35 protein-coding genes are annotated in these 26,795 nt (G+C 37.1%); 2 read left to right on the top strand and 33 right to left on the bottom strand.

Annotated elements, in window-relative coordinates:
- The 4 genes from ACQV2G_RS03500 to ACQV2G_RS03485 are packed head-to-tail and all read right to left on the bottom strand — an operon-like array spanning nt 1 to nt 3,310.
- The gene (locus ACQV2G_RS03500; RefSeq protein ID WP_428876134.1) at nt 1-579 is read right to left on the bottom strand and encodes a hypothetical protein; all 579 of its coding nucleotides are present in this window, start codon (nt 577-579) and stop codon (nt 1-3) included.
- Between the two features lie 12 nt (nt 580-591).
- Entirely contained in the window at nt 592-1,056 is a 465-nt protein-coding gene (locus ACQV2G_RS03495; protein WP_428873344.1) for a V-type ATP synthase subunit K, read from the bottom strand.
- A 17-nt stretch (nt 1,057-1,073) separates the two neighbouring features.
- Nucleotides 1,074-2,999 carry a V-type ATP synthase subunit I gene (locus ACQV2G_RS03490; RefSeq protein ID WP_428873283.1) on the bottom strand — a complete coding sequence of 642 codons (1,926 nt, stop codon included), beginning with the start codon at nt 2,997-2,999 and terminating at the stop codon, nt 1,074-1,076.
- Complete coding sequence (locus tag ACQV2G_RS03485) at nt 2,990-3,310, bottom strand: hypothetical protein (protein WP_428873282.1); 321 nt, start codon at nt 3,308-3,310, stop codon at nt 2,990-2,992. Before ACQV2G_RS03485 ends, ACQV2G_RS03490 begins: the two co-directional genes overlap by 10 nt.
- A 202-nt stretch (nt 3,311-3,512) precedes the next feature.
- Between ACQV2G_RS03485 and ACQV2G_RS03480 the strand changes: the two genes are divergently transcribed.
- A complete protein-coding gene (locus tag ACQV2G_RS03480; protein WP_428873281.1) occupies nt 3,513-4,433 on the top strand; it encodes a peptidase U32 family protein in 921 nt (306 codons plus the stop codon).
- Nucleotides 4,434-4,442: 9 nt separating this feature from the next.
- On the top strand, nt 4,443-5,687 hold the full coding sequence (locus ACQV2G_RS03475; protein ID WP_428875097.1) for a peptidase U32 family protein: 1,245 nt from the start codon (nt 4,443-4,445) through the stop codon (nt 5,685-5,687).
- Nucleotides 5,688-5,766: 79 nt separating this feature from the next.
- Here ACQV2G_RS03475 and ACQV2G_RS03470 read toward each other — a convergent pair whose 3' ends face one another.
- The 29 genes from ACQV2G_RS03470 to rpsC all read right to left on the bottom strand — a co-directional run bounded on the left by ACQV2G_RS03470 (nt 5,767) and on the right by rpsC (nt 26,793).
- Nucleotides 5,767-7,233, bottom strand: coding sequence for a phosphate:AMP phosphotransferase (locus tag ACQV2G_RS03470; RefSeq protein WP_428876133.1), 1,467 nt, complete (start codon nt 7,231-7,233; stop codon nt 5,767-5,769).
- Nucleotides 7,227-7,760: a GNAT family N-acetyltransferase gene (locus ACQV2G_RS03465; protein ID WP_428876132.1), complete on the bottom strand. Its 534-nt coding sequence runs from the start codon at nt 7,758-7,760 to the stop codon at nt 7,227-7,229. Before ACQV2G_RS03465 ends, ACQV2G_RS03470 begins: the two co-directional genes overlap by 7 nt.
- Complete coding sequence (gene truA, locus ACQV2G_RS03460; protein ID WP_428873274.1) at nt 7,753-8,523, bottom strand: tRNA pseudouridine(38-40) synthase TruA; 771 nt, start codon at nt 8,521-8,523, stop codon at nt 7,753-7,755. The genes ACQV2G_RS03465 and truA overlap by 8 nt, the downstream gene beginning before the upstream one ends.
- Nucleotides 8,524-8,647: 124 nt before the next feature.
- Nucleotides 8,648-13,618, bottom strand: coding sequence for a S8 family serine peptidase (locus tag ACQV2G_RS03455; protein WP_428876131.1), 4,971 nt, complete (start codon nt 13,616-13,618; stop codon nt 8,648-8,650).
- Between the two features lie 181 nt (nt 13,619-13,799).
- Entirely contained in the window at nt 13,800-14,603 is an 804-nt protein-coding gene (locus tag ACQV2G_RS03450) for an energy-coupling factor transporter transmembrane component T family protein (RefSeq protein ID WP_428873272.1), read from the bottom strand.
- The gene (locus tag ACQV2G_RS03445; RefSeq protein WP_428873270.1) at nt 14,596-15,501 is read right to left on the bottom strand and encodes an energy-coupling factor ABC transporter ATP-binding protein; all 906 of its coding nucleotides are present in this window, start codon (nt 15,499-15,501) and stop codon (nt 14,596-14,598) included. Before ACQV2G_RS03445 ends, ACQV2G_RS03450 begins: the two co-directional genes overlap by 8 nt.
- A complete protein-coding gene (locus ACQV2G_RS03440) occupies nt 15,471-16,310 on the bottom strand; it encodes an energy-coupling factor ABC transporter ATP-binding protein (RefSeq protein WP_428873269.1) in 840 nt (279 codons plus the stop codon). The genes ACQV2G_RS03445 and ACQV2G_RS03440 overlap by 31 nt, the downstream gene beginning before the upstream one ends.
- A gap of 247 nt (nt 16,311-16,557) precedes the next feature.
- A complete protein-coding gene (gene rplQ, locus ACQV2G_RS03435) occupies nt 16,558-16,938 on the bottom strand; it encodes a 50S ribosomal protein L17 (protein WP_258436808.1) in 381 nt (126 codons plus the stop codon).
- Nucleotides 16,939-16,961: 23 nt separating this feature from the next.
- Nucleotides 16,962-17,906, bottom strand: coding sequence for a DNA-directed RNA polymerase subunit alpha (locus ACQV2G_RS03430; protein WP_428873268.1), 945 nt, complete (start codon nt 17,904-17,906; stop codon nt 16,962-16,964).
- A 73-nt stretch (nt 17,907-17,979) separates the two neighbouring features.
- On the bottom strand, nt 17,980-18,372 hold the full coding sequence (gene rpsK, locus ACQV2G_RS03425; RefSeq protein WP_090289495.1) for a 30S ribosomal protein S11: 393 nt from the start codon (nt 18,370-18,372) through the stop codon (nt 17,980-17,982).
- A 25-nt stretch (nt 18,373-18,397) separates the two neighbouring features.
- Nucleotides 18,398-18,751 carry a 30S ribosomal protein S13 gene (gene rpsM / locus ACQV2G_RS03420; protein WP_428873267.1) on the bottom strand — a complete coding sequence of 118 codons (354 nt, stop codon included), beginning with the start codon at nt 18,749-18,751 and terminating at the stop codon, nt 18,398-18,400.
- Between the two features lie 22 nt (nt 18,752-18,773).
- The gene (gene rpmJ / locus ACQV2G_RS03415; RefSeq protein WP_006908512.1) at nt 18,774-18,887 is read right to left on the bottom strand and encodes a 50S ribosomal protein L36; all 114 of its coding nucleotides are present in this window, start codon (nt 18,885-18,887) and stop codon (nt 18,774-18,776) included.
- Nucleotides 18,888-18,910: 23 nt separating this feature from the next.
- Nucleotides 18,911-19,129 (bottom strand): translation initiation factor IF-1, encoded by a 219-nt coding sequence (gene infA, locus ACQV2G_RS03410; RefSeq protein WP_090289497.1) that lies wholly within the window; start codon nt 19,127-19,129, stop codon nt 18,911-18,913.
- Between the two features lie 25 nt (nt 19,130-19,154).
- A complete protein-coding gene (locus tag ACQV2G_RS03405; protein ID WP_428873266.1) occupies nt 19,155-19,808 on the bottom strand; it encodes an adenylate kinase in 654 nt (217 codons plus the stop codon).
- Nucleotides 19,809-19,843: 35 nt separating this feature from the next.
- Complete coding sequence (gene secY / locus ACQV2G_RS03400; protein ID WP_428873264.1) at nt 19,844-21,136, bottom strand: preprotein translocase subunit SecY; 1,293 nt, start codon at nt 21,134-21,136, stop codon at nt 19,844-19,846.
- Nucleotides 21,136-21,576, bottom strand: a complete 441-nt coding sequence (gene rplO, locus ACQV2G_RS03395; protein ID WP_428876130.1) for a 50S ribosomal protein L15 — start codon at nt 21,574-21,576, stop codon at nt 21,136-21,138. Before rplO ends, secY begins: the two co-directional genes overlap by 1 nt.
- A gap of 31 nt (nt 21,577-21,607) precedes the next feature.
- Nucleotides 21,608-21,787: a 50S ribosomal protein L30 gene (rpmD, locus tag ACQV2G_RS03390; RefSeq protein WP_428873260.1), complete on the bottom strand. Its 180-nt coding sequence runs from the start codon at nt 21,785-21,787 to the stop codon at nt 21,608-21,610.
- An 11-nt stretch (nt 21,788-21,798) separates the two neighbouring features.
- Nucleotides 21,799-22,302: a 30S ribosomal protein S5 gene (gene rpsE / locus ACQV2G_RS03385; RefSeq protein WP_428873259.1), complete on the bottom strand. Its 504-nt coding sequence runs from the start codon at nt 22,300-22,302 to the stop codon at nt 21,799-21,801.
- 20 nt (nt 22,303-22,322) lie between these two features.
- Nucleotides 22,323-22,679, bottom strand: a complete 357-nt coding sequence (rplR, locus tag ACQV2G_RS03380) for a 50S ribosomal protein L18 (RefSeq protein WP_428873258.1) — start codon at nt 22,677-22,679, stop codon at nt 22,323-22,325.
- Between the two features lie 51 nt (nt 22,680-22,730).
- Nucleotides 22,731-23,267 (bottom strand): 50S ribosomal protein L6, encoded by a 537-nt coding sequence (gene rplF / locus ACQV2G_RS03375; RefSeq protein WP_428876129.1) that lies wholly within the window; start codon nt 23,265-23,267, stop codon nt 22,731-22,733.
- Between the two features lie 31 nt (nt 23,268-23,298).
- Nucleotides 23,299-23,697, bottom strand: coding sequence for a 30S ribosomal protein S8 (rpsH, locus tag ACQV2G_RS03370; protein ID WP_428873254.1), 399 nt, complete (start codon nt 23,695-23,697; stop codon nt 23,299-23,301).
- 34 nt (nt 23,698-23,731) lie between these two features.
- Nucleotides 23,732-23,917, bottom strand: a complete 186-nt coding sequence (locus tag ACQV2G_RS03365) for a type Z 30S ribosomal protein S14 (RefSeq protein ID WP_428873252.1) — start codon at nt 23,915-23,917, stop codon at nt 23,732-23,734.
- A 14-nt stretch (nt 23,918-23,931) separates the two neighbouring features.
- Nucleotides 23,932-24,474, bottom strand: coding sequence for a 50S ribosomal protein L5 (rplE, locus tag ACQV2G_RS03360; RefSeq protein WP_428873250.1), 543 nt, complete (start codon nt 24,472-24,474; stop codon nt 23,932-23,934).
- Between the two features lie 20 nt (nt 24,475-24,494).
- Complete coding sequence (gene rplX, locus ACQV2G_RS03355; protein ID WP_428873248.1) at nt 24,495-24,800, bottom strand: 50S ribosomal protein L24; 306 nt, start codon at nt 24,798-24,800, stop codon at nt 24,495-24,497.
- 26 nt (nt 24,801-24,826) lie between these two features.
- Nucleotides 24,827-25,195 (bottom strand): 50S ribosomal protein L14, encoded by a 369-nt coding sequence (rplN, locus tag ACQV2G_RS03350; RefSeq protein WP_090289509.1) that lies wholly within the window; start codon nt 25,193-25,195, stop codon nt 24,827-24,829.
- A gap of 31 nt (nt 25,196-25,226) precedes the next feature.
- Nucleotides 25,227-25,490 (bottom strand): 30S ribosomal protein S17, encoded by a 264-nt coding sequence (gene rpsQ, locus ACQV2G_RS03345; protein WP_428873246.1) that lies wholly within the window; start codon nt 25,488-25,490, stop codon nt 25,227-25,229.
- Nucleotides 25,491-25,515: 25 nt separating this feature from the next.
- Nucleotides 25,516-25,710, bottom strand: a complete 195-nt coding sequence (gene rpmC, locus ACQV2G_RS03340; protein WP_090289511.1) for a 50S ribosomal protein L29 — start codon at nt 25,708-25,710, stop codon at nt 25,516-25,518.
- Complete coding sequence (gene rplP, locus ACQV2G_RS03335; protein WP_258436790.1) at nt 25,700-26,134, bottom strand: 50S ribosomal protein L16; 435 nt, start codon at nt 26,132-26,134, stop codon at nt 25,700-25,702. Before rplP ends, rpmC begins: the two co-directional genes overlap by 11 nt.
- 2 nt (nt 26,135-26,136) lie before the next feature.
- Nucleotides 26,137-26,793, bottom strand: coding sequence for a 30S ribosomal protein S3 (rpsC, locus tag ACQV2G_RS03330; RefSeq protein ID WP_428875089.1), 657 nt, complete (start codon nt 26,791-26,793; stop codon nt 26,137-26,139).
- Between the last annotated feature and the right edge of the window lie 2 nt (nt 26,794-26,795).

Raw genomic sequence — 26,795 nt, 5'->3', positions numbered from 1 at the left:
TTATGCTTTCAGTTGTTTTTCAAGTTCAATAAGCAGTTGAGGCTTCAGTTCATTAATAATATCTTCAAATAAATAATTCATATTCATCCCTTTTTGGGTAAGAATAAAACCAGATTTATCCGCAACGTTTTCGCCCCATTGCATCATATTATAATCTGCATGAAATTTATTCGCTTGATCATCAGAAATAAATTGACGTGATTTTTCACCGATTCTTAGTTCAAAAGCTTGATTTGAATCCAACTTTTGCATTGCCGCTTGAATCATTTGACCCAAATTATTAGCTATCGAATGGTTTATTTCTTCAGGAACGTCTTGGATAATTTCTTCTAATAATTTTTGCTTATGAGTAAGCTGTGAGTTGCGCAATTCATTAGCCAATGATTGCTTACGAATTTCAAATTGTTGCTCTTGCTTACGAATAAAGTTTTCTTTATCATGCTCAAATTGTTTATTAATCCGATTTTTGTAATCGTCCATTGCTTGGGACAACTCTTTTTGAAGATCTTGAACTTGTGCTTCACCTGTGGCTTGAACTTTCCCTAAGATTTTATTTTGTAAAGTTTCAATGTTTCCCACAAGTTTGACCTCCTATCCTTGAACAAGTAAGAATGAGAATACGAATGCTAAAATTGCATAAGTTTCAACCATTACTGAATAAATAATTGCATTAATAACTTTTTCAGGACGTTTAGCCAAAATCTGCATACCTGCTGCAGCTACTTTACCTTGGTGAATACCTGATACCCAACCTACAAAACCAACAGGCATAGCAGCAATTAATAGATTAAGTCCTGTTTGTAGTTCCATGCCTTGTTGTAACTGTAAGAAAATTAAGAAGCCAATCGCAAATCCATAAAGGCCTTGTGTACCTGGTAGTAACTGTAAGATTAAAGATTGAACGAATTTTTCAGGTTGATCTTTAGTTAAAGCTGCAGCGGATGTACCTGCAGTACCAACCCCATTAGCTGAACCAAAACCTGAGAAAATAACTGCCACTGCTATCCCTAAAACGGCGAATAAATAACCACCATACTCTTGTAAAAATTCCATTATATTACCTCCTAGTAAATTTATTTAATATTAATGTATTTGCCTAAGTATTTTAATGGGGCAAAGGCTTGACCCCCAGCTTCATAGAATTTACCGAAGAACTCAACGAAGATTAAACGTGCAGAGTGAACATAAGCACTTAAGACCGTTAAGCCAAAGTTAAATAACTGTAAAGCAATGATTAATAGAATACCCACTGAAAATCTTGCTGCAGGAGGTAAATATGCCACCAAAATATTAAAGGCTAAGGCAATTGATCCTCCAGCTATACCAAGGGCCATTAGTCGACTATACGATACTAAATCTCCTAAATAAGAAGAGATGCCATACAAATCGTATAAACCGGCTCCGAAACCGGCAAATTTATTTTTACTTTTAATAATAGCTACTACCAAAATTGTTATGGCTGCAAACCCAGCTAAATATAGGCCTAATTGTTGTAGACTTTCAATGTTTAATAACATTGGTCCAAGGACTGCAATTAAAAAGCCAAATAGCATGATAATCCATGATAGTCCATCCTTAATTGCATCTAATCGATTACTTTCCCAATTTAGGAGTGTGTTTAGGATGAGTCCATGAATGATTTGGATAAATCCTAAACCAATCGACAAGGCCAATACCTGAATGACGTCTTCAGTAGGTGATAGCAACTTGAAAGGCAAGGATTCACCAAAAAACGACCCGTAAATTAAGCCCCATAGCAAAACAGCATATGATAAGAGATGGAAGAAACGTATGTTTTTCTTCATCCCTTTATCGATCGTAAAGAATTTTAATGGGATAAAGGTTCCTAACCAGAGTAAAATTCCATAACCTAAATCGGCAATCATCATTCCAAAGAATGTCCAATAATAAGGCGTTAAAGAGGATGTCGGGTCAAACCCCTTATATCCAGGTAGACCATACATTGAAGTAACTGTTTCAAAAGGTTCAACCAAAGGGTGATTTTTTAATTGAATGGGTACTTCTTCGCTTTCTTCTTCAGTTGGTGTCACATAGTCTAAATAAACTTCTCCATTTAGCGCTTTTATAACTTCTTCTAGACTTGCTTGAGCTTGTTGCTCTTCAATCCAACCTTCTAGAGCGAACAACTCCCCTTTGTTTAATCCTAATTCTGTTGCTTTTTGTCTTTCTACTTTGGCATAAAAAACTTCTTCAGCGATTTTTAATTGGTTATATTCTTGTCTGAAACTTCCCAATTCTTTTCTTAGATCTCTGGCTTTGTTTCTTAAGTTTTCCGCTTCTATATGGGATTCTTCTAGCAGTTTAACCGGAAGGTCTTTGAAGCGATAATCTAAGATCTGGAAGCGGTTTTGATTAAGAAATTGATTCACTTCGAAGGCATCATCCTTATCAAAAGCAACTGCCAGGCCAATTTCTTCTTTAGACTGATAGACCTCTTCCAGTGCAATTCGGTCTTCTTCTTTCAAAGCATTGTAATATTCATTATCCGCTGTTTGAGGAATTGTCCCTAATAACAAGCGTGTATAGCGATAATCTTTAGCGTAATCTGGAAGTGCTTTTAGATTGCGCCACTTATGATAAAAATCGGCTTCATTCTCGCAAATTTGAATTTGGGAATCAATTTCTTCTAGCATCTTTTTCTTTTCCCATACTTTATCAGTAATCTTCTTGGCTTGCTCATCCATTTGACTTTCTTCAATTTCAGCCATACTCATTTCTGGTAATGGCGTTAGATACTTGTCTTTAAAGGATTCAGCTGTTAGATAACTTTCTAAATATTTTTTTGCTGATCGGACATTTTCTAACTGATCGAGATATTCTGTCAGTTGTTTTGATTCCATTTTTGGCTCTTGGTCCAACAATTCAGAGTTAATTGTCTTCACTTGAATGTTTTGCATTTTTTGAAATGCCTGCATCAAGTCGTCACGATTTTCTTTCTCAACAATTGCTAAAACCTTAGCCATTTTAGCTATTGCCATATTTCTTTCACCACCTTTTCAGCAATTTTTTGCGTCAAATCCTCACGGCGGTTAGCAATATCGGATTCAATTTGAACAACCGACAATTGATTTTCATTTCTTAAGTCATTTTCAACCTCAAGAAATTGATGATTATATTTTTCTTTAGTCGTTTGTTTAAATTGAGCGAATTCCGAATCAACCTGCCTTTTAAATGTGAGTTTTTGATCTTCAAAGTTTTCTTGCATTTCTTGCAATTTTTTTTGATAATCAGCAACTTTTTCAGCACTTAATGCCTCTAATTCGTTAACTGTCTCAATTAAATTTGCCATTCGTTCACCACCCTTCTTTTCCTATTTCAAATAGGAAATAAATAATTAGCGACACTGATATTATAACATGAATTTTGATTCCGTTTCCAATATTATTTAGTTTGTGAAAAAGTTACTATGTATTAAAATGCTGTTTATTATCTCTGTTTACTCGTATATAATTGATAGATGAATAAAATAACGATTAGAAAGAAGGGTTCTAATGATCAAGTTGATTGCAACAGCTGAATCGATAGGACAAGCCAAAAAACTAATCGATCTTGGGATCGATCAAGTTGTTATTGGTGAGGAAGTATTTGGTTTGCGCTTGCCGGCTTATTTCTCCTTTGACGAAATGAAAGAGGTTATCGATTACGCCCACCAATACAAAAAAGAAGTCATCATTGCCATGAATGCTATTTTGCATAATGAACAAATTAAGCAAGCACGATCTTTTCTAAAGAAGATCAAAGAAATCGGTGCAGACCAAATTATGGTTGGCGATACTGGCTTAATTCAAATTCTTAAAGATGAAGACCTCTACTTACCATATATTTATAATGCTTCTGTTTTAATGACCTCATCCGGTCAAGTAAATTTTTGGGCCAAATATGGCGCAAAGAGAGCCTTTGTCGCAAGTGAAGTGCCATTTGTTGAATTAAAGGATATGTTAGCTGAAAGTCAAATTCCTCTTGTTTATCAAGTCTATGGCTCTACTTGTATTCATCAAAGTCGAAGACGCTTATTGAATAATTACTTTAACTATATTCATAAGGATGTTGAGGAGTTAACCGATCGTGATCTTTTCTTGTCTGAGCCTAATAAAAAGGATAGCCATTATTCGATCTACACCGATCAACACGGTACACATATCTTTGCCAATAAAGATTTAAATTTAATTGAATATTTACCCGATTTAGCAAATGTTCAACAAACGCATTGGTATTTAGATGGATTATTTACACCCGAAGAAGCGTTCAAACAAGTCGCAAGACATTTTATACGTGTGAAGGAATTAATTGAACAAGACCAAGTGACTTTAGAAGGACTAAAACTACATCGTGTAGCGGTTGAACAATATCACACTAAAAATCGGGAATTGGGTACAGGTTTCTTCTTATATGAAGCAGACCAGGTACAATAGGAGGCGCTTATGGAAAACTTAACTTTTAAAAAACCAGAATTATTAGCACCCGCAGGAACGCTCGAAAAACTAAAAACTGCGATTCACTATGGAGCAGATGCAGTATATATTGGCGGTAATGATTACGGACTTCGTAAAAGAGCCGGTAATTTTTCTTTTGAGGATATGGCTGAGGGAGTCGCTTTTGCCCATGCAAGAGATGCGAAGGTATATGTCGCTGCTAATATGGTTACTCATGAAAATGATGAGATAGGTGCTGGTGATTTTTTCCGGCAAGTAAGGGATATTGGCATTGATGCGGTCATTGTGTCTGATCCGACTCTTATGCAAATATGTGCCAGTGAAGCTCCGGGACTAGACATTCACCTTTCCACCCAGCAATCAGCTGTCAATTATGAAACCTTGAACTTTTGGCAGGAAGCCGGACTGACACGTTGCGTTTTAGGACGTGAGGTCTCTATGGCAGAAATTAAAGAAATCCGTGCTAATACGGATGTAGAAATCGAAGCTTTTATTCATGGTGCTATGTGTATATCTTATTCCGGTCGTTGTACTCTCTCCAACCATATGGCTAATCGTGACGCTAATCGAGGCGGCTGTTGTCAATCTTGTCGTTGGCACTATGGCTTATTCGAACTGCCTGAGTTGGACCAAAAAGTAATGGTGGGGGCAGGTGAACCGGGTATTAAAGAACCTTTCTCGATGTCAGCTGTTGATATGGGGATGTTAGACCATATCCCTGAAATCATTGAGGCAGGGATTGATTCGCTGAAAATTGAAGGCCGTATGAAATCCATCCATTATATCTCAACCGTTGTTAACGTTTATCGTAAGGCTATTGATAGCTTCTTTGCTGATCCTAAAAATTATGAAGTAAAAAAAGAATGGTCTGATGAATTATGGAAAATTGCTCAACGCGAGCTTTCAACTGGCTTTTATTACGACGCACCAAGTGAAAAAGAGCAATTGTTTGGCAAGCGTCGACGTCGACCAGAGTATTCCTTTATAGGGGAAGTTTTAGATTATGACCCTGATACAACCATCGCTACTATTCAACAACGCAATAACTTTAAAGTTGGTGAAACCATTGAATTTTATGGTCCTGGCATGCGCCGTCATCAAGAAACATTAGATCAAATGTGGGATGACACAGGAGCTGAAATCAAAGTGGCTCCTCACGCTATGCAAATTGTTACTATGAAAGTCAGTCAACCTGTTGCTAAGCACGATATGCTTCGTAAACACTTAAAATAAAACGAAAGCAACTCATAGATGATACCTACCACTTTTGCTGGATAAACAGTCAAAGGGTAGGTATCTTTCAGAGTTGCTTTTATTTAGCTATTATTTTTTCTAAGTGCTCAATGAAGTATTTCAAGACTTGAATACGGGCATAGCGTTTATCATTGCTGGCTACGATATACCAAGGAGCATATTCGGTATCTGTGCGAACCAACATTTCATTCATAGCCTCTAAATATTGTGGCATTTTCTCACGATTGCGCCAATCTTCAGCTGTTATTTTATAGTTTTTGGCTGGATCTTCTACCCGATCTTCAAATCTTTCATATTGCTCTTGACTATCAATATATAAGAAAAACTTCATGACAGCCGTGCCGTGGTCGGCCAAGGTTCTTTCCATTTGATTAATTTCTTCATAAGCGCGTTCCCAATCTCTTTCAGGGGTGAAATTTTCTACCCTCTCAACTAAGACCCGCCCATACCAAGAACGATCAAAAATAACCATCTGACCATCTTCGGGCATTTCTTTTTGAAAACGCCATAAATAATGAAATTTTTCTTCTATAGGGTCTGGTGCGTTAATTCCAAATATTTTATAAGAACGAGGATCAATGTGCCGGGTCAACCGCTTAATTGCCCCACCTTTACCAGCTGCATCCATTCCTTCAAAGGCTAAAACAATGGGGATTTTCTGATCATAGCATTGGTAAACCAATTTAGCCGCTTGCTCTTGTAAGTTAGCTAACTCCTTGTGGTAATCATCTTTTGAAAGACTCTTACTTAAGTCAAATTGGTCAAGAACATCGTAAACCTGATCACGATCTCTTTTAATCGCTTCATCCCTAGTCCGGCACTGAACGATCCGTTCTATACCACGATGAATTTCATCAATTACCGTCCCTAAGACCATTTTAGAAGCATATTTTTTGTCCTCAGCTGCAACGATATGCCAAGGTGATCGTTTATTATTAGTTTGGGTAAGAATCTTTTCAAACCATTCTTGGTGGTCTTGGTAGTTTTTATTTTGTTCATAGTCTACCTCAGATAACAAATGCTTTCCTTCAACTGTCTCTTCAAGTTTCTTGATGCGTTTTTTTTGTGTTTTTTCCGTTATATTTATGAAAAACTTAATAACAATCATACCGTTATTTATCAAAGTACTATCTAGTTCTGTTAATTCACGAACACGCTGCTCTAGTTTTTCATCATTTTTTTGATCATGATTAAAGACTTGATAGTAAAAGGAACGATCATAGACAACTATTTCTTGATTAGAGGGAATTTTTTGCCAAAAACGCCAAACAGAAGGATGCGCTTTTTCCATTTGATTGGCCTTGTCAAAGACTTCTACTCTCACATAACGTGGATCGAGTTCACGCGTTAAATCGTTGATCACATAGCCTTTACCTGCCGATTCCCAGCCATCAATTAAAATTAAAACTGGAATTTCAAGTCCTTTAACTGTTCGTTGTAATTGATCGAGCCTTTCACCCAACTCTGATCTTTTATAGTTATCAAAGCGTTGGTCAATTTTTTCAAAATCAAAGTCTTTTAACATGGATTCTCCTTCTTTCTGTAATATTGGTAAGCATCTCTAGGATCGCCATTTTCTAAAAAAATAATGCCACAAAACTGAAATCCTAGCTTTGCTAAAATATGTTTCATTGGTTGATTTTCCTCATGTGTGTCAATTCTGATATTCGAATAATGTTCCAAGGTCCAGTCTAATAATGCTTGCCCACTACCTTTTGCTGATGGTAAAGATGCTAGTCGATGAATAGTCACATACTCTTCATCATTCAGCCACTGTCCCTGAATGTTTTTATAAGCAGGGTCTTCCCCTGCTAGCAAAGCCATCACTGCTAAAATTTCATGATCGAGCCTATCTTCTACTATATAAGAATGTGCTGAACGATAATCATTTAGAATGACCTCTCTGCCAGGATAGCCATCAATCCATTGATTGAGATTACCAGTAGCCAATTGAAATCGACGTGCTTGATCATAAATGGCTTGCAACTTATCGATATCTTTTAATTCTACTCGACGAACCTGCCAGTCACTTGTTTTTTTTATCTTACTCAAAAGGATCCTCCTCATATTCTACATGCATTAAATATAAACCTTGTGGAGGCGCTGTAGGACCTGCCTGGTTGCGATCTTTTATATCTAGAAGTCGTTGCATCTCGATAGGTTCTTTAAGGCCGTCACCTATTTGAAGGGAAGTTCCCACAATAATACGGATCATATTGTATAAAAATCCGTTCCCTTTAAAATCAAAAACTAACTCTTGATTAGGAACGTCTAGATTAGCCTTTACTTCATATAAGTTTCTCACTTTATTCTCTTTATCTGTTTTAGTAGAGCAAAAACTTGTGAAATCGTGTTCTCCTTGTAGATAAGCTAAACCTTCTTGAATGCGCTCAATTTCAAAAGGATAACCATGGTGAGTGGTAAAATTTCGTTTAAAAGGATCTGGGAAAGCTTGAGTATCCACGCGATAGCGATAGGACTTTCCAATAGCATGGTAGCGGGCATGAAAATCTATCTTCGTCTGGTTACATTGAATAATACGAATGTCTTTTTCAAGAATAGAATTCAAAGCACGCAAAAGATTGATAGCCGGAATCGAAGCAGGAAAATCAAAATGGATCACTTGCCCCATGGCATGAACCCCTGCATCTGTTCGACCGGAACCTATAATTTTAATAGGGTTTTCTGGGCTTTTTTTAGCAATAAGAAGCAAGGCATTTTCAATTTTCTCTTGAATAGATATACCATTTTTTTGAATTTGATAACCGTGATAGTGACTTCCATCATATTGAACTTTAGCTACATAACGTGGCAAACTCCCACTCCTTTCCATCTCATTTAATTATAGACATTCTTTTCTTCATTATAAAGGCTAATGGTTGCCTAACAAAAAAACTCTCTCATTCAATTTGAATGAGAGAGAAAAAAGTAATGTGTTATTAATCTTTTAATTTTTTCTTTGAATACGCAAGGCTGCCTAAACCTAAGAAGGAAAGTATTGTTGCTACGATAGGATAAGCATGCTGACTCGTTTCTCCAGTAGCTGGTAAGACGCTAGCGCCTTCAGCATCAGATCCTACACCTTGATTCTTATCAAAACTTTCACCTTGCTGTGGTCTTGAACCAGCCTTAGGCTTCAAGTCTTTAGAATATCCCATTACAAGATTTTGCAATTCTAATAATTGAGCTTTTGTTAAATCGTTTAAGTTACTTGCCTCAATTTCATTCACTAAAGCTTGAGCTTTCTTAAGATCAAAATCTTTAGGCTTACGATAATCTTCGATATTCTTTAGTTTATATTTAAACATTTCAAAGTAAGCATTGAAGTTTTTAATTTCTTCTGATAATTCGTCTTCTTTTGCTTGTTCTGGTTTTGTTGGATCAGTTGGACTGGATGGTTCTTCCGAACTTAAATGCTCATCATTTACCTTAGTACCCATTAGAATGATCTCTGTTTGAGCCGGACGAATAACTTCTCCGGTTAACGGATTCAACAACCCTTTAACTCCTTCTTGAATAGTTAATTCGATTCCTTCTAATAAATAAGAGTCTGATTTTTTATCCGTTTCAAAATCAATTTCTACTGGACCATATTCCACAACTTTATCAGTCGCGTCTATAAGAATAACTAATTCACCATCTTCATCGATATTAGCTTTTCCTTCTTGACCTTCTTGGACAACGTTCATTTCACCCACAGCTAAATCTGCATTAAAACGTTTCACAACTTTAAATGGAATAGCTTTTAAATCTCTTAATTGAACTGGGATAGATGTTGCTTCACTTTCATTACCAAAGTCATCATAAACAGTAAAGGTTAGCTCTTTTCCTAACTTAGATTTAGGAATAGTATATAAAACTTTTCCTTCGACTGGGATAGGATTTAATAGTGAATCGAATGTCTTATCTACGCGACCGATCATGTCATTATCCGCCCATAATTCAACATAGTTCATGTTATCACTGAAGTCGATCTCGAAGTATAATAAATCCTTATCTGGACCAAAGACTTGGTTAACTTTAAGTTTTGGCGCTTCAATATCTCGTCTTATTCTTTGAGCCACTTGCTGCTTAACTAATTTATCGTTAGGACTCTTAACATAAGCAATCATTTCAATACTGTAAACTTTATTTTCGGTTAACTTCTCAGTAGATATATCTTCCTTAAAGTAGATCATACCCTCTATTTCTTCAAAAGCGACTGGGTGATTTTCTATAATGATATTTCCGTCTTCGTCACTCACTCGATACTCTAAATAATGAAGCTCATTATAATTTGAGATTTCACCTGAAAGGTCAATGAATTCTTGATACTCACCATATGGCTGGAAGTACCAAGGGCTATTAGTAACAATTGATGGTAAGTCGGTTGTATCTAAGCCTTTTTCTGCAATATATTCTTCTGGATTGCTCGGAGCCTCACCATAAGCTTTGTTCTCTTCAGTTACCTCTGCTTCTGGTTCTTCTCCTGGTTTAATATCAGATCCTCTTTCGACTTCTTCTAAAGTACCATCGGCTAATAAGCGATATTGTTTAATATTTCGAGCGTTGTCATATACCCAAATATCTAAGTCTTTATCTTCAAAACCTTCTTCTAGATTAATTGTAAATGTTTCTTTTAGTAATTGTGGATTATCATTCTTATTAACTTCTTGCCAAGATACAAATTGATCGCCACTATAAACCTCTACTGCAAAAATGCCAGATAAGTTATCTTCTACTGATAAAGTTACTTTGTTTTGTTCACGTTTGGCTTCTAACATAGCATCACTATTATCTAGTACAAACTTATACTCATAACGCTGTCTTTCAGCATCTGGCGCATCAATTTGTGCTTCGATTACATAATAATATTCACCTTCATCTACTTTCTCACCAAATGTATCGGTGAAATCCCAGCCAGTTCCCCAAGGATCTTGTAAGAATCGATATTGATCTTGGTATAAACGAGCAACTTTAAACATACGATTGATGATGGAAAGATCACGTATTTTTTCTCCAGCAGCATTTTCCACGTGGAAAGTTACATCGACTGCGTCACGTAAGAAAGCTAATTTCGGCGTTACTTTGTTTTCAAAGCCATCTTTCTCATTACTATTAACAAAAATCACCTTATCATCTTCAACTCGCCATGCATTAAAGTAATCCCAACCCTGTTCTAAACGCTTACGAACAAAGGCTGTTTTGTCGACACCACCATCCTCGTATTCAATCGGTAAGAAGTTGACATCTTTAGCGTCGGCAAAATCAATCATTTCATCAATAATCGGTAATTTATCCCATTCCCCCTTGAAACCAAAGAAAGGCAATGACAATTCAGTGGCTTTAGAATCAACTGGCTTGAAGAAGAAGTATCCTTGGACGTATTGATTTTGATCGATACCCATAGTTGAAATGATTTGTTCCATTGTTGCTGTTTGACCAGCTTTAACAGTAATTTCACCTAAACTCTCTTCTTTAATCGTTTCGGTTGTTTCTGTATAGCGACCTTCTTCATTAATCTTATCTTTTAATAAAACATAAGAAACAGTATAGGTCTGATCGTCTTTACCATAGTTTTTCAGTTTTAGATTAGCTACAAATTGATCTTGAACTTCTTTTATTTCAAGCTTTCCGTCTTCTTTTGTATCTGTCTCATTAGTTGCCACAACAGTCACAAGATTATCTAAGGCTTTTTTGATATTCGCAAGACCTGCACCTTGTTGAATAGGAGTGTAATAAGAAGCACCCTCTTCAAGTGTATTTAACTTTGGAACGGCTGTATTCATTAAAATCAGCATTGCTAAGTCATCCTGTAATGGATCTTTTTCTTTCCCATTACGGACTAAAATACCTTCATCATAAAGTCTTTGCATTACAAGAGCAGCCATGCCCGATAAGTGAGGTGTTGCCATCGATGTTCCCGACATATTCTGATAACGATCATCACTCATTAAACTATAAATGAAACCACCTGGTCCGGCGATGTCCGGTTTTAATAGTAAGTCTGTAGAAGGCCCCCAAGAAGAAAACTCGCTGAGATTACCTGCCGTGAAAGCATCAAATGCTTGTAGTTCTTTAGAAATTTTGAAAAGGGCATCTTGATTAGAACTAGCAATTTCCTTAAGCTTCTGTCCAGACTCCTTAGTCACAAACATAATTGGAATATCTAAATTCTCTAAACCTGTCATTTCCATAGTATAAGGGCTTTCTAAATTATCATAAATAATTAGTCCTGCCGCATTGCGTTCTCTAGCTAACTGATATTTCTCATTAAATGAAGCATCCCCACGTTGGACTAGAACAATTTTCCCAGTAAAATCGACCTCTGCATTGTTGGTATCTTTATACAGTTCGTAATCTTCTACATTACCTTTGCCAAATTCTACAAGTGGTAATTCTTCACTGAATCCTTCAGGATAGGTAAAGGAGCCTGGGAAGTATTTAACTTCTTCTCCTGCTTTTACTTGAACATAGCGTTTCATTTCTTTTAAGTTATCGAATGAAGCAATCGACATGGAAGGATCCACACTGGCTGGATAGCCCATCGTGCTATTATCTGGATTTTTACCTAGTTGAGTATAATCTGTCCCCCAAGTAGCGTTACGGTCATTACCTGCTGCAATCATTGGAAGAATTCCTTTATCGCGAGCGTTTTGAACGGCTTTTGCCATTGGAGTATCACCCATAATGTTAAAGCCACTTGACATGCCTAGAGACATATTAATGATATCAGCACCTAATTTAACCGAATCATCAAACGCTTTCATCCAAATGTCTTCATAAACTGTTGCGTTTACTTGATCTTCTGAGAAGGCTTTCATTAATAGTAATTGTACATGTGGCGCGATTCCACGAATACCACCCTCTTCTGGGTCACCATTTGCTCCAATCGTACCAGCTACGTGGTTTCCATGCTCATCTTTAGACTGTAAAGTGTCTACATTGTCAGCATAATTATAACCATATGCAATTTTATTAGAGTACCATTTACCTGGTAATCCTAATTTTTGAATCATTTCATTCATTTCTGCTTCATCATAACGTTTTTCGATATCATCAGCTAAAATGAAATCACGATGATAAGGATCAAAGCCTGTATCAATAACTGACACAACAATGTTTTCACCCTTATATTCTGTTTGGTAATCAGCTAATAAATCCATTCCAATTAAAGGACCAGAATTAATCATATTAGCTTCGGCTACTGGGCGTGTGTAACTTTGCGATACATTTACAGACAAGACTTGAGTCATCGACTTAAGTTGATCAATTGTAGCTTGGTTAGCTACAGCTGAGAAACCTGTAAATGAAGCTGAATATTCTTGTTCACCTTCTAAAGTAAGCCCTTGACCAGCGAGAAGATCAGTAATTTCTTTGATGGTTTTCTTTACTTCTTCTTCACTTTCTTTAATAGCTAACTGATAGAGTGTCTCGTCACGATAGTCTGCTCGATCAATAGCTGCTAGGTTATTGGTGCGCACAATTATCTTAACTTTATCTTCGGCTACTGCTTCATCATCTTTAGCTTCTGTTGTTTTAGTTGGCTCTGCTGTTTCTTCTAAGACTGTTGTTTCAACAGCTTCACTTGTTTCAACCGTTTCGCTTGTTTCAACTATCTCAGTGTTTTCAATAGTCTCAGTTTTTTCAATTGAAGTTGATGTCTCCACTATTTCACTTGTCTCTATGATCTCTTTTTTAGGAATCGCTTTCAATTTTTCATTTGAAAATTCTTTCGCTTGCTGTTTTTCCTCCACCGAATTCGTGGTAACTTTTTGATCCGACTCCCTAGTAGTCTGTTGATGACTGTTTTCTTGAAGCTGAACTTGATCCACTTTTACTTCTTGTTCTTCAGCATTAACTTGATTAGCCTGTGCCATCATCATTAACGCAAGCCCACAAGAACTAAGCACCTTCAATCGATTATTCATAAAATTCCTCCTCAAACGTTTTCATATGGATACATTTTAACAGATTTTTTTTAAATTTGATAGTGAATATAAGAAATAAATGAGTGTTTTATTAAATTGTAAGGGCTTGATTTTAATATTGTTAAACTATTAAAAATCCCTAAACACTAGGTTTAGGGTGCAATAAGATTGTAGTTTTAAATTAAATATAAAACCGAATAGTTAGAATGATTACGGTGATTAAAATCATGACAATTAAAACAATCACGTCGTTGCGATCATAATCTAAGTAACGGTACTTTGTTCGCCCCTCAGCACCATGATACCCACGTGATTCCATGGCCGTAGCTAGTTCCTCTGCTCGATTAAAAGCGGAAACAAATAGTGGAACAAGTATAGGAACAATTGCTTTCATCCGTTCCATCATAGACCCTTCATCAAAATCCACTCCTCTTGAACGTTGAGCATTCATTATAGTTTGAGCCTCATCTAAAAGTGTCGGTACATAACGTAAGGCAATTGACAACATTAAGGCTACTTCATGCGATGGAAATCCAAAATGTGTTAAAGGACGCAACAGATGTTCAATACCATCAGTTAACTCAAGCGGAGCAGTTGTTAAAGTTAAAATGGTTGACATCATAATAATTAAGAACAAACGCATAAAGATATAAAAGCCGCCTAATAATCCTAGCGATGTAATCGAAATGGGTCCCCAATTAAAATAAACCTGTCCTCCTGTTGTAAACAATATCTGAAAAATGACCGTAAAAAGAATAATCCATAGCATAGGCTTTAATCCCTTAAAGAAAAAACTAAGCTTCAACCGACTCAATTTGATGCCTATTAACAATACTAGAAATAAAGTTCCATATCCTACTACATTATTTGCAAAAAAAACAAGTAAAATAAAATAGAAAGTAGCAATCAATTTAGTGCGAGGATCGAGCGCATGAATCCATGAATCAATTTGAATATAGCGGCCGATTAATATCTTATCATTCATTAGCGCTAGCCTCCCAATCATTTTGTTGATGATTAATGTCAATTAGAATCTCTGCTAGTTGTTCTACTGTTAGAGGAGATTGCTTAATTTTTTTCATGAGATCTTCAGGAATTTTATCATCTAATAAATCAATAAACGCTAAAGTCTGTGGTAAACCTAATTGCTTTTCTCTCAACCATTCGGGATCAGAGAATACTTCTGAAGGAGTTCCTTGCTTAACAATCTGGCCATTTTCCAAAACCACCACATTATCGGCATACTTGGCCACATCATCCATCTGATGAGTAACTAATACGAGAGAAAGATGATAGTCCTTTTGCAATTGCATAAACATTTCCAGCATGGTGATTTGTCCCAGTGGATCCAGACCAGCCGTTGGCTCATCTAAAATTAAAACTTCTGGTTGCAATGCCAGTACACCGGCGATAGCAACTCTCCGCATTTGACCTCCACTTAAATCAAATGGTGACCGCTCAAAAAGTTCTTCATCGATTCCCACTAAACTTAGCATATCACGGGCAATTCGCTCGGCTTCTTCTTTAGAAACACCAAAATTTTGTGGACCGAACATAACATCTTTTAACACTGTTTCTTCAAAGAGTTGACTTTCGGGAAATTGAAAAACTACACCGATTTTTTTTCTTAGTGCTTTAAGGTTTTTATCTTTTGATTCGGATGTGATCACCCGACCGTCAATAATCAATTTGCCCCTAGTTGGTTTTAATAAGACGTTTAGGTGTTGGATAAGGGTAGATTTACCTGATCCTGTATGACCTATAATAGCTGTGACTTTTCCTTGTGGGATTTCTAAATCAATCCCTTTAAGTACAGGAACTTCAAAGGGGGTTCCTGGCGAATAAGTGAAATCTACTTGTTCAAATACGATTGAGATAGCCATTCTGCCATTTCCTCCTCTGTTAAGTAGTAGTCTGGGACATCCATTCCCTTTTCTTTTAGTTGCAAACGTAATTTCTCAGCAAAAGGAAGATCTAAACCCATTTCAATTAGGGATGTGCCCATAGAAAAAATGTTAGCAGGAATATCTTTATAAATTACTTTTCCTTCTTTTAAAACGATGATTTGATCAGCTAGACTGGCTTCATCAATATCATGAGTAATGGAAATGACCGTCAATCCATACTTTTCTTTGATTTCTCGAACGACTTCGACCACTTCTTTACGTCCTAAAGGATCCAACATAGCCGTTGATTCATCCATGATGATAATGTCTGGACGTAAAGCAACAACTCCAGCAATGGCAATTCTTTGTTTTTGCCCACCTGAAAGTCTTGCTGGCTCTTTTTTTAAGAAATCAAGCATTCGGACTTGTTGAACAGCTTCTTTTACGCGAACTTTCATTTCTTCACGATTGACCCCGTTATTTTCAAGACCGAAGGCCACGTCATCTTCGACAGTCGCACCGACGAATTGGTTATCAGGGTTTTGAAAGACCATACCAACTGATCGACGAATATCCCAAACAGTCTCTTCTTGTAACTTCATGCCTTTAACGTATATTTCTCCTTCGTAAGGCACTAGAAGACCATTAATCGTCTTTGAAAGAGTAGACTTGCCCGATCCATTCGGACCAATGAGCGCTACCCATTCCCCTTTATTGATACTTAAAGAGATATCCTTAATAGCGTCTTTCTCGGCGCCAGGATACTGAAAAGAAACTGAATCGATTCGGATAATTTCTTCTTTCATTATTGTCTCCTTAAAAGATATTCTTATATTAATAGTTAAAGTCGTTTGCTTTCCTTAACTATTAATACAAGTTTTATGTATAAAAAAAACACTTGAAGATGATAGCAGGATTGAGATTAGAAATTCGGCTAATCCCAATCCACCAATTATATTGGTTGCTATAGAGCTAGACTCCTCGATTATCTCTTGAAATCATAACACTCTCCATCATCAAAGTGAATTAGTCAACTTAAGAAATAGCGTTATCTTAAACTAGCTCTAAGATAACCATCGGTGCACCGTCGCCACGACGAGGACCTTTCTTAAGGATACGTGTGTATCCACCATTACGTTCAGCGTAACGCTCAGCATAAGTATCAAACACACGATTTAATACAGTCTCAACCACTACCTCATCACCTTCGATACGAGCATCTGCAATTTCATTGCGTAAGAATGCTGCTGCACGACGACGAGAAGCTAAATCACCTTTTTTACCCAGAGTGATCATTTTATCAACTGTCTTACGAACTTCTTTAGCGCGGGCTTCAGTTGTTTCGATACGCTCGTTGATAATCACATCTGTCGTTAAATCACGTAGTAAAGCCTTACGTTGTGAACTCGTACGACCTAATTTACGATATGACATTCAGTTTCCTCCTTTACTCTCTACTAGTCTTCTTCACGTAAGCTTAATTCTAAACCAGCTAATTTATTTTTCACTTCATCTAATGACTTACGGCCGAGGTTACGAACCTTCATCATTTCAGCTTCGGATTTATTAGTTAGCTCTTGAATTGTATTTATTCCGGCACGCTTTAGACAATTATAAGATCGAACAGACAGATCAAGTTCTTCTATCGTCATGACAAGAACTTTTTCTTTTTCTGCTTCTTCTTTTTCTACCATAATTTCAGTATTACGTGCTTCATCATTCAAATCTACAAAGATATTTAAATGTTCAGTTAAAATTTTTGCAGCTAAACTTAGAGCTTTTTCTGGACTTATTGACCCATCGGTCCATATATCCAATGTAAGCTTATCATAAATATTTCGCTGTCCAATCCGAGTGTTTTCAACTTGATAGTTTACTTTTTTGATTGGAGTGTAGATCGAATCAATCGGCAATACACCAATTGGTGTATCTTCTCGCTTATTATGTTCACTTCGAACAAATCCACGACCATTTGACACATTCATTTGCATATTCAATTGAGCACCTTCTGCTAAGGTACAAATATACAAGTCAGGGTTTAGGATTTCGATTTCATTATCATGAATAATATCTGCTGCTGTTACTGTTTTAGGACCTGCAACATTTAATTCGATCACCTTATCTTCTTCTGTATGTGTATTGAAAGCTACTTCTTTTAAATGCAAAATGATGGTTGGAACGTCTTCAACCACACCTTTTATTGTAGCAAATTCATGAACTACGCCTTCAATTTGAACACTTGTAATCGCTGATCCTGGTAATGAAGATAACAAAATTCTACGTAATGAATTTCCAAGGGTTGTTCCATAACCACGTTCAAGTGGCTCAACGACAATTTTACCATACTTAGCATCGTCACTGATTTCAATCGTTCTAATATCTGGTTTTTCAATTTCGATCATCGATTATTTGCCCCTTTCAAAACGTTTGTCGCGATGATAATTTCGTTTCTAAACGGATTCTACACAATTATCATTATACACGGCGACGTTTTGGTGGACGGCATCCGTTGTGTGGAATTGGTGTAACATCACGAATAGCTGTAACATCTAATCCAGTTGCTTGTAATGAACGGATTGCAGACTCACGACCTGAACCTGGACCTTTAACAGTTACTTCGACTGTCTTCATGCCATGATCCATTGCTCCTTTAGCTGCAACCTCAGATGCCATTTGCGCTGCAAATGGAGTTGCTTTCTTCGAACCACGGAATCCAAGTGATCCAGCTGATGACCATGAAACAGCATTTCCATTCACATCAGTGATCATAACAATCGTATTGTTAAAGGTTGAACGAATATGAGCAATTCCTTTTTCAATATTCTTTTTAACACGACGACGACCTCTACGTGCTTGTTGTTTTGCCATGAATTTTAACCTCCTTTGTTAAGTTCTATCTAATTGGTTTCTTAGGACCTTTACGAGTACGTGCATTATTTTTAGTGTTTTGTCCACGTACAGGTAAGTTACGACGATGACGGATACCTCTTAATGAACCAATATCTTGAAGACGTTTGATGTTCATGCTGACCTCACGACGTAAGTCTCCTTCAACACGAATCTTATCAATGATTTCACGGATACGATCCAATTCGTCGTTCGTTAAATCTTTTACACGTGTATCTTCAGAAACATTTGCCTCTTCTAAGATTTTCTTAGCAGTTGAGTTGCCGATACCGAAGATATACGTTAAAGAAATAACCACACGTTTTTCGCGGGGAATATCTACTCCTGCAATACGAGCCATGCAATTTCCTCCTTCTTAATTATTATCCTTGACGTTGTTTGTGTTTTGGATTTTGACAAATCACCATAACTTTTCCTTTACGGCGAATAACTTTGCATTTTTCACAAATTGGTTTTACTGATGCTCTAACTTTCATTATACTCCTCCTTATTTCGTAGACTACTTAAAGCGATAGGTAATGCGGCCACGAGAAAGGTCATAAGGGGATAATTCAACAGTGACTTTATCTCCAGGTAGAATACGGATATAATTCATACGGATTTTACCAGAGACGTGTGCTAATATTTCATGACCATTCTCAAGTTCTACCTTGAACATAGCGTTCGGTAGAGTTTCCATAATAATACCTTCTACTTCAATTACATCATCTTTTGCCATTCACTTACCTCCTATGGACGAAGTTTTATAATTTACTTAACACTTCTTGAATCTTGCTATAAACTTGATCGATAGAATTTTCTCCACTCACTCGGTGCAACAATCCAAGTTCTTCGTAATAAGCTAGAATTGGTTGAATCGATTCCATTTGGAGATTAATACGATGAGCAACTTTTTCAGGTTTATCATCTTCACGTTGATAGAAGTCATGAGCGCCACATGAATCACATGTGTTCTCTACTTTTGGTGGATTATAAATCTTATGGTAACTCGCTCCACAAGATCCACAGATAATTCTTCCACTTAAGCGTTCTTTTAGAACTTCAGGAGCCACATCAATGTAAATAACGGCATCGATTTTAGAATCGAGGCTTTCAAGGTTGTCACTTAAAGCGCGGGCTTGTTGTAAAGTTCTTGGATAGCCATCCAACATAAAGCCATTTTCTTTTACGTCGCTTTGATTTAAACGTTCTTTAACAAGTCCGTTAGTAATTTCATCTGGAACGAGATTACCATTGTCGGTATATGATTTCGCCTCTAGTCCTAGTGGCGTCTCATCTTTAATCGCTTGCCTGAATATATCGCCAGTAGCAATATGGACAACCGGATAGTCTCGAGTAATTTGTTCACTCTGAGTTCCTTTACCAGCCCCAGGTAAACCCATTAATAATATATTCATTAATTAATCATCCTTTATATTTGTCTATTACGCAATTATAAATTCAAGAAACCTTGATACCGACGTTTAATCATACGACCTTCAATTTGCTTAGCTGTTTCAATCGCTACTCCAACTACAATTAGCAAACTTGTACCTGACAAAGCAATATTAGCGGGAACTTTCCAAATGAAGCTCACGACAATTGGTAATAGTGCAATCACTGTTAAGTAAATTGAACCTACACCACTCAAGCGATTAATTAAACGAGTAATGTAATCTTCAGTATCTTTTCCTGGCCGTACACTCGGAATATATGCAGCTTGTTTCTGTAAGTTTTCAGCTACCTTTTCTGGATTCACTTGAATTAATGAATAGAAGAAGGTGAATGCGATTAAAAGAATTGTATAGAATACCGCACCATACGGATGCTGAATGTTTAATACCTTGCTAAGTAATTCCATCACGCCACCTTCAGGATTTGGATTAATTAAACCGATAATCGTTTGAGGCGTAGTTAAAAATGATGTCGCAAAGATGACTGGAATAACTCCAGCAGAGTTAATTTTTAGCGGCAAATGCGCCATATGTCTAGCGCCAGATACTTTTTTGGAGTGGTGGATCGGGATGCGACGCTGAGCCCTTTCCATTATGACGACAATGGTTGTCATAACAATAAGAGCTAGAACAACTCCTAAACCAATTAGAATATTGATTCCCAATTTGTCGCCAGCTCCAATGATCATCGTATTCACAAAAGCGACAACTTCCTGTGGAATTTGTGCTAGAATACCTGACATAATTAAAATAGAAATCCCATTACCGACACCCTTACGTGTAATTTGTTCACCTAACCAAACGAGTAACATGCTGCCAGCTGTTAAGACAAGAGCAATTGTTAAATAGGTGGAAGGTTGTGGATTCTTAATTAAACCTAAACCGGACATACGGTTTAAACCATATGAAAGACCAGCTGATTGGATATAGCCTATGACTATGGCTAAGTATATCGTCCACTGGTTTAATTTACGTCGTCCCACTTCACCTTGCTTGGCCCATTCAGTAAACTTTGGAATAATATCCATTTGTAAGAGTTGAACAATAATGGAAGCTGTAATATAAGGCGAGACTCCCATAGCAAACAGTGAATACCGGCCTAAGGCTCCTCCACCAAATGTGTTTAAGAGCCCCAAAAGACCATTACTTGCTATTGAATCTAAAACTTTCGCATTTACTCCTGGCATAGGGATATGCGATCCTAATCTAAAGATTGCTAAAATAAACAAGGTGAAAAGAATTCTTCTTCTAACATCTCGCGAACTAAAAGCATTCTTAATAAATGTGAACATTAGATCACCTCGATTAAACCGCCAGCTGCAGTAATAGCTTCCTCTGCAGTTTTAGAGAACTTGCTAGCTTGAACAGTCAATTTTTTCTCTAAGTTACCCTCACCTAAGATTTTTACTCCTGATAATTCTTTTTTAATAACACCTGATTCAATCAATAAAGCCGGTGATACAACGGTTCCCTCGTCGAACATATTTAATGTCTCAAGATTAACAATTGCATAGTCTTTACGATTAACATTAGTGAAACCACGTTTTGGTAAACGTCTGAATAGAGGTTGTTGTCCTCCTTCAAATCCTAACCGTACACCGCCACCTGAACGCTGTTTATGTCCGCCTTGTCCACGACCAGCTAATTTACCGTTACCTGAACCTTGTCCACGACCTACACGGTTACGTTCCTTGCGCGCACCTTCAGCGGGTTTTAATGTGTGTAATTTCATATTGGCACCTCCTTATACTAGTATACTAGATTTAAGCTTCTTTTACTTCTACTAAGTGACTAATTGTTTGGAGCATTCCACGAATAGCTTCATTATCAGGTTTTATAACGGTTTTATAAGTTTTTGTTAACCCTAAAGCTTTGGCAGTAGCTACATGATTCTTTTTACGACCAATTAGGCTACGTTTTAAAGTGATTTCTAAGTTTGCCATGGACTTTCCTCCTAACTTAATAATTCTTCTACTGTTTTACCACGCAATTGAGCCACTTCTTCAACCACTTTTAGTTGCTTCAAAGCTTCAACAGTCGCGCGAATCATATTAATAGGTGTATTAGAACCTAATGATTTAGAAGTTACATCAGCAACACCTGCTAATTCCATAACGGCACGAACAGGCCCTCCTGCAGCCACTCCAGAACCGGCTTGTGCTGGTTTAAGCAGAACGCGTCCACCACAGAATTCACCGATAACTTCATGAGGAATCGTTGTTCCTGCCATTGGGACAGTTACTAGGTTTTTCTTAGCCGCTTCGATTGCCTTACGAATTGCTTCTGGAACTTCTTGAGCTTTACCGGTTCCAAAACCAACGTGTCCTTCTTTATCTCCAACAACTACAAGTGCTGAGAAACGTAAACGACGTCCACCTTTTACAACTTTAGTTACTCGGTTAATCGCTACTACACGTTCTTCAATTTCACCTAAATTTTCTGGTTTAATATTAACCATCGATCGGTTTCCTCCTTTTCTTAAAATTCGAGTCCATTTTCACGTGCAGCTTCAGCTAAGGCTTTAACACGTCCGTGATAGATATATCCGCCACGGTCAAATACTACGACTTTAATTCCTTTTTCAGCAGCGCGTTCAGCAATTAATTTTCCAACTGCAGAAGCTTGTTCTGTTTTACTTGCCTTAGCTACTGACTCATCTTTACTAGAGGCACTTGCTAGCGTCACACCCGCTACGTCATCAATTAATTGAGCGTAGATGTTTGTATTTGAACGAAATACGTTTAAGCGTGGGCACTCAGCAGTACCAGAAATCTTATTACGAATACGATTATGGCGTTTTTTACGCGACTTGTTTTTATCTGGTTTAGTAATCACAATGGTCACCTCTTTAATTTAATTTTGAATTTAATTTGATAAATAATTCGATTATTTACCAGTTTTACCTTCTTTGCGAATAACATATTCATCAACATAACGAATTCCTTTGCCTTTATATGGTTCAGGTGGTCGAATGCCACGAATATTAGCTGCTAATTCGCCAACTTTTTCTTTATTATAACCGTTAACAATGATTTGTGTGTTTGAAGGAACTTCAAATGATACACCTTCTGAAGCTTCAAACTCAACCGGGTGTGAAAGACCTACGTTTAGAACTAACTTAGTACCTTGTAATTGAGCACGATATCCAACACCAATTAATTGAAGTTCTTTTTTAAAGCCTTCAGAAACACCAACAACCATATTATTAATTAAAGAACGGGTTGTTCCATGTAATGAGCGATTTACTTTTGAATCGTTTGGACGGCTAAATGTAATCTCTGATTCATTAATTTCAATCTTGATGTTTGGACTAACTTCTCTAGTTAATTCACCTTTTGGTCCTTTGACAGTCACTATATGACCATCCATTGAAACGGTTACGCCAGCTGGAATTGTTACGGGATTATTTCCTATACGACTCACAGGGGCTGCACCTCCTTTAATTTTATAAGTTTTACCAAATATAAGCTAACACTTCGCCACCAATACCTTGTTGACGAGCTTCTTTATCTGTTATCACACCATTTGATGTTGAGATAATTGCAATCCCTAAACCATTTAGTACTTTAGGAATATCTTCTGACTTAGCATAAATACGTAATCCTGGTTTAGAAATACGCTTGATACCAGTAATAACCTTTTCATCATTACGGCCATACTTCAAGAAGATAGTGATTTCATTTTGTTTGTTATCTTCAGTGATTTCAAAGTTTTTGATGAAACCTTCTCTTTTTAAGATTTCAGCAATCGCAACTTTAGCATTTGAAGAAGGTGCAGATACTATTTTATGTCCTACACTGTTTGCATTACGAATTCTTGTTAGAAAATCTGCAATTGGATCTGTCATTGCCATGTGGATTTACCTCCTTTGATTAATTATATATTTCTTACCAGCTTGCTTTTTTAACGCCTGGAATTTGTCCTTTATAAGCAAGTTCGCGGAAGCAAATACGGCAAAGCTTGAACTTACGGTACACAGAGTGCGGACGACCACAACGTTCGCAGCGAGAATACTCTTGAACCTTGAACTTTGGTTTGCGTTGGTTTTTAATTCTCATTGATGTTTTAGCCAAAGATAATGCCTCCTTTATTTCTTGAATGGCATGCCTAATTCTTTTAGAAGGGCATGTGATTCTTCATCAGTGTTTGCAGTAGTTACAACAACAATGTCCATTCCACGTACTTTATCTACATTATCGTAACTAATTTCCGGGAAGATTAATTGTTCTTTAACACCTAGTGTGTAGTTACCACGACCGTCGAATGCACGGCTTGAAATCCCTTGGAAGTCTCTTACTCGTGGTAGTGCGACCGAGATTAATTTATCTAAGAAATCATACATTCTTTCGCCACGTAAAGTTACTTTTGCACCAATCGGCATGCCTTCACGTAAACGGAAACCAGCGATTGATTTCTTAGCTTTAGTAATGATTGGTTTTTGCCCAGAAAGTAAAGTTAATTCATCCACTGCTTTTTCTAAGTTTTTAGCATTTCCAGTTGCGTCACCCACACCCATGTTGACTACGATTTTCTCAACTTTTGGGACTTGCATAATTGAAGAATAATTAAATTGCTCTACCAATTTTGGGGCAACTTCATTAAGATATTTTTCTTTTAAACGATTTGTCATTTAAAGTTCCTCCCTTCTAATTAATTGATAGTTTTATCTGATTTTTTAGCAAAACGAACTTTTTTGCCATCTTCAAAGCGGTAACCTACACGACTTGCTTCGCCAGTTTCTGGATCCACTAATTGAACATTTGATACATGAATCGCTGCTGGGAATTCTTCAATTCCACCAGTTTGTGTTTGACTTGGCTTACGATGTTTCTTCGCAATGTTAATTCCTTCTACAACAACTCTATCTTCACTTGGAATACTTTTAATAACCGTACCTTGTTTCCCTTTATCTTTACCAGAAATCACAAGGACTTTATCTCCTGTTTTAATACGCATGAACTGTTTCCTCCTTTTTCTTAAAATTACAGAACTTCTGGAGCTAATGAAACAATCTTCATGAAGTTGTTATCACGCAATTCACGTGCAACTGGTCCAAAGATACGTGTCCCACGTGGGCTCTTATCGTCTCGAATAATTACACATGCATTTTCGTCAAACTTAATATAAGAACCATCCTTACGGCGAGCTCCTGATTTAGTTCGAACGATTACTGCTTTAACAACATCACCTTTTTTGACAACTCCACCTGGCGTTGCGTGTTTAACCGTTGCAACGATGACGTCGCCTATATTAGCTGTTTTGCGCCCTGATCCGCCTAACACTTTAATTGTCAACACTTCACGAGCTCCTGAATTGTCAGCAACTTTTAATCGACTTTCCTGTTGAATCATTTCGTTATCCTCCTTCCGATTTTCGCAATTATTAGATAATTACTGCTTCTTCAACAATTTCTAATAAACGGAAGCGTTTCGTAGCAGATAATGGACGAGTTTCCATGATACGTACGATGTCGCCTTCTTTAGCTTGATTTAACTCATCATGAGCTTTATATTTCTTAGAATATTTTACACGTTTACCGTATTTAGGATGAATTTTACGTGTGTCTACTTGCACAGTAATGGTTTTGTCCATTTTATCTGACACTACACGTCCTTGGTAAACTTTACGTTGGTTACGTTCAGTCATTTAATATGTGCCTCCTTTGTCGTTTTTACTTAGACAATTCTTGCTCACGCAAGACTGTTTTTATGCGAGCAATAGATTTACGTACTTGACGTAAACGGGCAGTGTTTTCTAATTGTCCTGTTGCTAATTGGAATCGAAGGTTAAACAATTCTTGCTTGAATTCTTTTTCTTTTTCAACCATTTCAGCAGTGGATAATTCTCTTATTTCATTAATTTTCATTCGATTCACCACCATATTCTTCACGTTTTACAAATTTTGTCTTGATTGGCAATTTATGGGAAGCTAAACGGAAGGCTTCTCTAGCGATCTCTTCGCTCACACCGTCAATTTCAAATAGAACTTTTCCACGTTTTGTAGGTGCTACCCATCCTTCGGGTGCCCCTTTACCTTTACCCATACGAACACCAATAGCTTTACTTGTATATGATTTATGAGGGAAGATCTTAATCCATACTTTCCCACCACGTTTCATATAACGTGTCATAGCGATACGGGCAGCTTCGATTTGACGGTTGGTAATCCAACCTGTTTCTGTAGCTCTTAGACCGTATGATCCAAAGTCAACTTGCTTTCCACCTTTTGCTTCTCCGCGCATTTTACCACGGAATTCACGACGGTGTTTTACACGTTTAGGTACTAACATGATTAATTTCCTCCTCTCTGAGAGTTATTTTTAGTTGGTAAGATTTCACCACGACAAATCCATACTTTCACTCCAAGTTTTCCATATTGAGTGTCTGCTTCTTCCCAAGCATAATCAATATCAGAACGTAGCGTATGTAATGGAACTGTTCCTTCAGTATAGTGCTCAGTTCTTGCCATATCCGCACCATTTAAACGGCCAGAAACCATCGTTTTAACTCCTTTAGCGCCAGCTCTCATCACACGTTGGATGGCTTGCTTTTGAGCCCGACGAAATGCCACACGGTTTTCTAATTGTTGAGCGATATCTTCTGCAACTAATTTAGCATCTAATGCTGGTTCTTTAATTTCAACAATGTTTAATTGAACTTGTTTGCCGGTTAATTTATTTAGTTCAGCACGTAATACGTCGACTTCTGATCCACCTTTACCAATTACCATACCTGGCTTAGCTGTGTTAACAGAAACTACAACGCGGTTTGCTGCACGTTCAATTTGAATAACGGATACAGAGGCATCAGCTAATTTCTTGTAGAGATACTCACGAATCTTGATATCTTCGTGTAAATAGTCTGCATATTGCTTGTCTGCGTACCATTTAGTATCCCAATCGCGGATGATGCCAACTCGCATTCCAATCGGATGTACTTTTTGACCCATTA

Source organism: Facklamia sp. P12955 (genome assembly GCF_050409565.1).
Taxonomy (GTDB): Bacteria; Bacillota; Bacilli; order Lactobacillales; family Aerococcaceae; genus Facklamia.
This window is presented reverse-complemented; position numbering and strand designations above follow the sequence as displayed.